This window comes from Dermacoccus sp. UBA1591, assembly GCF_002322065.1.
Lineage (GTDB): Bacteria > Actinomycetota > Actinomycetes > Actinomycetales > Dermatophilaceae > Dermacoccus > Dermacoccus nishinomiyaensis.
Genome location: NZ_DCNR01000112.1, coordinates 24855 through 31338 on the forward strand (window position 1 = coordinate 24855; position 6484 = coordinate 31338).

Here is a 6484-nt window from a genome sequence, read left to right on the forward strand (position 1 = left end):
CGCCCTCGGCAGGCGCGCGGGGTCAGGACGCCGAGGCGGCGTACTGACGCAACTCGCTGACCGCCGTCTCGAAGTCCTCGAGCGATTCGAAGGCCTGGTAGACGGAGGCGAAGCGCAGATAGGCGACGTGGTCGAGTTCGCGCAGGGGCCCGAGGATCTCGATGCCCACGTCATGGGCGTCGATCTCGGCGGAGCCCTTCGAGCGGATGGACTCCTCCACCTGCTGGGCGAGAACGGCCAACTGGTCGTCGGTGACCGGGCGGCCCTGGCACGCCTTGCGAACCCCGGACATCACCTTGTCGCGCGAGAACGGCTCGCTGACCCCGGAACGCTTGACGACCGTGAGACTTGCGGTCTCCATCGTCGAGAACCGCTTGCCGCAGTTCGGGCACTGACGGCGCCGCTTGATGCAGGTGCCGTCCTCGCTCGAGCGCGAATCGACGACGCGGGAGTCGGTGTTGCGGCAGAACGGACAGTGCACGTCAAACCTTCCGACGGGGCTGGGAACACTCGGGACGACGGCGCTCCACCCCGGGATTCCGGCCTCAGAGCGCAGATGCACATCAGCGGAGGAGAATCAACATCTAGGGGGAAGCGGGGGCCAAAGCCCCACATGTAGAGATATTAGGCCCCTGAGACCCGACGCGCAACAGCACCGAGGCCGCGTCTACTCGCCCTGCGCAACCTCGCGACGACCCCCGCCACTCGTGCGCCGCGGAATCCTGCGCCAGCCGGGGGGGAGGCGACTCACGCCCCCTCGAACCCTCGAACCCGACGATGGCGATCGTCACACTTCACGGTGCGGGGATGATCACCTTCTGGCCGGCCTGCACCTGCGACGAGCCGAGGTTGCTCTCGTGCTCGATCGCGACGACCGCCTGGTCGTTGCGCACGCCCGGCATCTCACGCGCCGCGATCTGCGAAAGCGTCTCCCCCGCGCGAACGGTGACCTCGTGCCGCTGCGTACCGTCGACACCGCTCGCCATCGCCCGGCCCGCGAGGATGGCCCCCGCCACGACGACGAGAGCCACGCACACGGCCGTGAAGCGACGACGGGCGAAACGAACGCTCTGAGAGTTCGTGACGACCTGCACCGCGCCACCCGTGGGCACGAGGTGGAGGTGCGAGCGGGATGCCGCAGCGTCGACCCGCGCCACGCGGCGCACGTCGACACCCGAACCCAGCACGGGCTCACGTCGAACTGCAGTACTCGAAGCAACCATCGAAACCACTCCTTCTCTCGGGATACCCCCGAGGCGCCGCCACACCGTCACCGGTGCGGCTTCCTCACGCGACCCGGTCAGCCCGGAGGGACCGATCGAACACGCGTGCGATAGAACAATTGTACGACACCCGAACGTGCTTTCGAACGGCGCGCACGGATTTCTTCGTACACATTTTTGAAAAGTGTGTGCGACACCGCGTACTGTGGGTGATGTCAGATACACAAGCACCGCGCACCGACAACCCCGTCATGGCGGGCATTTCCGCCCCGCCGGAGGGTGCACGTGTCGCCAACGCGACCACCGACGTGCGACGAGGACCAGGAGGGGTCACACCATGGGTGACGTTCATTCGATGCAGGAGCGCACGCCGGGCAAGCTGACGCCACGCCAGCACAAGGTGCTCACCGTGATCCGACGTTCCGTCGACGAGCGCGGCTACCCCCCGAGCCTGCGTGAGATCGGCGAGGCCGTCGGTCTGACGAGCCCGAGTTCGGTGGCCCATCAGCTCGCCGCACTCGAGCGCAAGGGATACCTGCGCCGCGACCCGAACCGCCCGCGCGCCATGGAGGTCGTCTCCCCCGACTCGGGTGCGGCGACCCGCGGCTACCGCGGCAACGCCGTGTCTGCGCTATCCGAGTCGCAGCACGACGAGACGGGCTCGGGCGACGAGCGACCCACGCCGTCATACGTGCCGGTCGTCGGCCGCATCGCGGCCGGTGGCCCGATCCTCGCCGAGCAGGCCGTCGAGGACGTCTTCCCGCTACCGCGTCAGATCGTCGGTGACGGCGAGCTGTTCCTGCTGCGCGTCGTCGGCGACTCGATGATCGATGCGGCCATCTGCGAGGGCGACTGGGTCGTCGTGCGACGCCAGGCCGACGCCGCCAACGGGGAGATCGTCGCGGCACTGCTCGACTCGGAGGCCACGGTCAAGACGCTGCGCCGCAGCGAGGGCAAGACGTGGCTCATGCCCGCGAACGAGGCCTACTCCCCGATCGACGGCGACCACGCGAGCATCATGGGCAAGGTCACGGCCGTCCTGCGCAGCATCTGAGGCGCTGGCCGCGCCGCGCGGATCGGTCCAGCGTGTGGTTGCAACTCGACTCTCAGCCCCTTCTGCGCCCCGACGTTCGACGCCGAGACGTCAGGACGTCGCGAGGTCGAGCCCCAGCGCGTCGCACACGGCGGTGAGGGTCGGGCCGAGGGGTTCGCGCACGACGAGGTCGACCCGCTCCTCGCCACGCATCGCGCCGAGCCCGACGAGGGCGACCGGCTTCTGCTGCTTGAGGGCGGCGAGCACGAACCGGTAACCCGACATCACCTTGAGCGAACTGCCGAGCACGAGCACGCCCCGGCAGCGTTCCACTGCCCGCATCTGCGCCTCCACGACCTCAGGAGCGACGGACTCACCGAACATGACGACGTCCGGCTTCACCGTCGTGGCCGTGCAGCGCAGGCACGCCGGCACGATGACACCGCGCTCCAGCTCGACCGCGACGTCCGCGTCGCCGTCGGCGAGCAGGCGCGCCTGCGTCGGCAGCTGGGGGTTGAGTTCGCGCAGGCGTACCTGGAAGCCACGGCGCCCTTCCCGCGTCCCGCACGCGACGCAGACGACGTGCTCGAGCGACCCATGCAGCTCGGTGACGTCGCGGGCACCGGCACGCGCATGAAGGCCGTCGACGTTCTGCGTCACGAGGTGATCGACGAGGCCGCCACCCTGCAGTCGCGCCAGCGCGACGTGCCCGACGTTCGGTTCCGCCGCGTCGAAGATCTCCCAGCCGACGGCACTGCGCGCCCAGTACCGTTGACGCGCCTCGTGGGTGGCGAGGAACTGTTGGTATGTCATGGGAACCGTGCGGCGCGTGCCGTCGGGGCGCCGGTAGTCGGGGATGCCGGATTCGGTCGAGATGCCGGCGCCGGTGAGGACGAAGAGCCCTCCCGCGCGCACGAAATCGGTCAGTTCCGCGACGCCGCTCATCATCCTGCCCCTCCCATAGGTCTGCGTTCGATTGTCTCAACAATGGATAAGAGCACGTTATTCTTGGTGCATGATCGATGCAGCCGGGCTCCGCGTCATGAAGGCGATCAGCGACGAGGGCAGCTTCACCGCCGCCGCTGCCGCTCTCGGCTATTCTCAGCCGGCCGTGTCGCAGATGGTGCGCCGTCTCGAGGAGAAGACCGGGACGGCTCTAGTGGAGCGCCTCGGCCGCTCGGTGCGGCTGACGGAGGCCGGGCAGGTGCTGGCGCGCACGGCGACGCCCGTCCTCAGTGCCCTCGAGGCCGCCGAGAGTGAGGTCGCCGCCATCGCTGGGTTGCGCGCCGGGCGGGTGCGCCTCATGGCGTTCCCGTCGGCATCGTCAACGCTCGTCCCGCGCGCCCTCGCACTCGTCAAGGAGCGGTTCCCAGACGTCAAGGTCAGCTTCGCCGAGGCCGAACCCCCGGAATCCCTGGCGAGCCTGCGTGCCGGCGATTGCGACGTCGCCGTGGCGTTCACGTACGACGACGCGGACCCGCTCCCCGCAGGCGAGGACCTGGACCCGTTCCTCACCCGCGGGCTCCTGCACGACGACGTGCGTCTCGCCGTCCCGCGCGATCACCCCCTCGCCGCAGCCGAGAGCGTCCGCATGGAGGAGCTCAGCGACGCCTCGTGGATCGCGGGGTGCCCCCGATGCCGTGGCCACCTCGTCAGCCTCGCCCAGGGCGCCGGTTACGCGCCCGACGTCGCGTTCGAGACGGAGGACTATGTCACCGTTCTCGGCCTCGTCGCGGAGGGCCTCGGCGTCGCGCTCATTCCCGAGCTGATCCTGCGCTCCACGTCGCATCCGGACGTCGTGACGTTGCCGCTGCTGCCGTCGAGCCGGCGCTGCGTGTTCGCCGTGACGACACCCGACCTGCAGCGGGTCCCCGCCGTCACCGCCACCCTCGAAGCCCTCGCCGACGCGGCAGCACGGGTGCCGAGCGCGCAGCACGCTCATCGCTGAGCCTGCAGGCTGATCGAGCCACCCGTCGCGAGGGCGTCCACGTCACCCTGCGTGTCGGTACGCCACACCCGCGCGTCGTGCCGGGCCAGCAGTTCGAGCGTCTTCTTCGTCGGGTGACCGTAGTCGTTGCCGGCGCCCACCCCGATCACGGCCTGACGCGCGGCCGCCGCCTCGTAGAGGCGCTCGTTCTGGTTGGAGCTACCGTGGTGCGCCACCTTGACGAGGTCGAACGCGCGTCGCCGGGCGCTCTGACGCACCTGTTCGATCACCGCGGCCTGCGCCTCACGTTCGCAATCGCCCAGCATGAGCGCGTGATACGCGGGCGCCGATACGTCGAGCACGAGTGAGGCGTTGTTCTGCACCGACCCCTCCGTCATGACGCGGCGCGGCCACAGCACCTCGATCGTCACCTCGCCGATGACGAGGCGTTGTCCCGGTGCGAGCGCCCCGAGCGAAGCCCGAGGCTGTTCGAGCGCTGCTTGCACCGAACCCAACGCGCCCTGCTCGCCGCGCGATCGTGACGACGCCGCTGTACCGCGGCCTTTGAGTCCCTCGCTCTCCTGAGCGCCCTCCATGACCCACGTTCCGAGGACCGCCACCGGAGCGTCGGAAGCACGCAAGACCTCAGCCAGTCCGCCCACGTGGTCGGCGTGGAAGTGGGTGAGGATGACGGCGTCGAGCGTCGTGATGCCGTGGCGCTCGAGGCATTGCGCGGGATGGCCGTCGGCAGGCCCCACGTCGATCATGACGGCGCGCGTCGCCCCGGTGCGCACGAGCGCGGCATCCCCCTGACCCACCGCGCACTGCGCATAGACCCACGCGGGCGGTGCGGCCGACTCCCCCGGCAACGGCGCGAGCACAGCCGCCAGGAGCGCCCCCGCGACCCCGAGCGCGACGAGACCGAAGCGACCGGTGAAGACGATGGCCCGCCACGCGCACAGGAGCACGGCCACGACGACAATGGCGAGCACGACTCCGGCCAGCCCCGGGAGCCAGGGCACCGAGCCGCCGGGGACGGCGTCAGCGAGGCGGGCCACTGCGCAGATCACCCAGGTGGGCAGCCCCGGCAACCACACGAGCCACCCTGCGAGCGTCGGAGCGATGACGGCGACGGTCGACACGATCATGCCACCGAGCGTCGCCGGCGCGACGAATGGCTCGGCCGCGACGTTCGCGGGGATCGAGACCCACGACACCGACGAATTGAGGGCGACGAGCACCGGCAGGCACAGCGCCTGCGCGGCGAGCGGGACGCAGGTGATCTCGACCATCCCGTCGACGAACCGGCCGCGCCGCGAACCGAGCTTCGTGAGCAGGGCCTGCGACCAGCGTCGCGCGAACAGAACGAGCCCGAGCGTCGCCAGCGCCGACAAGGCGAAGCCGACGCTGACGGCCAGCCACGGATCCCACACCAACAATCCGACGATGGCTGCCGCGAGCGCCGGGCAGGCGGCGCGTTCGCGTCCCCACGACGTGCCGAGCACTCCCACGGCACCCATCGCGGCCGCGCGCACCACGCTCGGTTCGGGTCGGCACAGGACGACGTACGCGGCGAGCGCGACGAGAGCCAGGGCCACCCGCACCCGACGTGACGTGCGCGACCACCCCAACAACCACATCGTCGCGACGAGGACGACCGTCACGTTCGAACCGCTCACGGCGTTGAGGTGCGACATGCCGGTGGCGTTCATCGCGTCCGTCAGGTCGTCCGGTAGATGGGCCGTGTCGCCCACGACGAGCGCGGGCAACAGGCCGGCGGGGTCGTCCGGCAACTGCGACGAGGCGCCGACGAGCCCGGCCCGAACAGGTTCGAGTGTCGTCACCACCCAGGGCGGAGCGCCGACGACGTCCGGGGCGCCGTTGACCTGCACGACGGCGCGCGCCGCCCCGAGACGCTGCGATGGGGCCAGACGCCCGCGCGCCCGCAGGTGGGACTGCCAGGTGAGGTTCGTCCACCGACGATCGCCGACGAGGATGACGGGCGTCGCGACCTCCTGCGTGCGTCCGCGCGCCGTGATGCGGTCGATCTGGGCCGGGACGACGAAGCGCTCGTCGCCTCGGGCACCGACGACCCGGTGCGGCTGGCCCGTCACTCTCGCCTCGAGTGTCGCGACGGCGCGGTCACGGGCCAGCGTCGTCACCGGCCCGGCTTCCTCGTGCGCCAACGTCACCTGCGCCGCAGCGAGGACGATCGTCGTCAGCGCGATGACCAGCAGCGCCCAGAGCGCCCACCCCGACCCGTGGGATGACGCCGGATTCTCGTCATCCTCGCCCTCGTGC

At 70.3% G+C, this 6484-nt stretch carries 6 protein-coding genes; 2 read left to right on the forward strand and 4 right to left on the reverse strand.

What is annotated here, in order from left to right; translation table 11 throughout:
• Positions 1 to 22: 22 nt before the first annotated feature.
• Together nrdR and B2284_RS12905 are read right to left on the reverse strand one after the other, a co-directional pair.
• The gene (gene nrdR, locus B2284_RS12900) at positions 23 to 481 is read right to left on the reverse strand and encodes a transcriptional regulator NrdR (RefSeq protein ID WP_062258695.1); all 459 of its coding nucleotides are present in this window, start codon (positions 479 to 481) and stop codon (positions 23 to 25) included.
• A gap of 313 nt (positions 482 to 794) precedes the next feature.
• Positions 795 to 1223 (reverse strand): LysM peptidoglycan-binding domain-containing protein, encoded by a 429-nt coding sequence (locus B2284_RS12905; protein ID WP_131940810.1) that lies wholly within the window; start codon positions 1221 to 1223, stop codon positions 795 to 797.
• Positions 1224 to 1560: 337 nt separating this feature from the next.
• Between B2284_RS12905 and lexA the strand changes: the two genes are divergently transcribed.
• Complete coding sequence (lexA, locus tag B2284_RS12910) at positions 1561 to 2277, forward strand: transcriptional repressor LexA (RefSeq protein ID WP_006946650.1); 717 nt, start codon at positions 1561 to 1563, stop codon at positions 2275 to 2277.
• Positions 2278 to 2367: 90 nt separating this feature from the next.
• Here the strand turns inward: lexA and B2284_RS12915 are convergent, their stop codons facing one another.
• Positions 2368 to 3201 (reverse strand): Sir2 family NAD-dependent protein deacetylase, encoded by an 834-nt coding sequence (locus tag B2284_RS12915; protein WP_197418913.1) that lies wholly within the window; start codon positions 3199 to 3201, stop codon positions 2368 to 2370.
• A 70-nt stretch (positions 3202 to 3271) separates the two neighbouring features.
• On the opposite strand from B2284_RS12915, the gene B2284_RS12920 reads away from it, so the two are divergent.
• A complete protein-coding gene (locus B2284_RS12920) occupies positions 3272 to 4204 on the forward strand; it encodes a LysR family transcriptional regulator (RefSeq protein WP_062258691.1) in 933 nt (310 codons plus the stop codon).
• On the opposite strand, the gene B2284_RS12925 is transcribed toward B2284_RS12920, so the two are convergent.
• Positions 4195 to 6484, reverse strand: a 2290-nt coding sequence (locus B2284_RS12925; RefSeq protein ID WP_286697608.1) for a ComEC/Rec2 family competence protein, incomplete at its 5' end; no start/stop codon positions are given. The genes B2284_RS12920 and B2284_RS12925 overlap by 10 nt on opposite strands.

Bases quoted from the DNA above. Each gene is read 5' to 3' on its own strand.
- B2284_RS12905 (WP_131940810.1), bottom strand. From the start codon at position 1,223: ATGGTTGCTTCGAGTACTGCAGTTCGACGTGAGCCCGTGCTGGGTTCG.
- lexA (WP_006946650.1), top strand. From the start codon at position 1,561: ATGGGTGACGTTCATTCGATGCAGGAGCGCACGCCGGGCAAGCTGACG.
- B2284_RS12915 (WP_197418913.1), bottom strand. From the start codon at position 3,201: ATGAGCGGCGTCGCGGAACTGACCGATTTCGTGCGCGCGGGAGGGCTC.
- B2284_RS12920 (WP_062258691.1), top strand. From the start codon at position 3,272: ATGATCGATGCAGCCGGGCTCCGCGTCATGAAGGCGATCAGCGACGAG.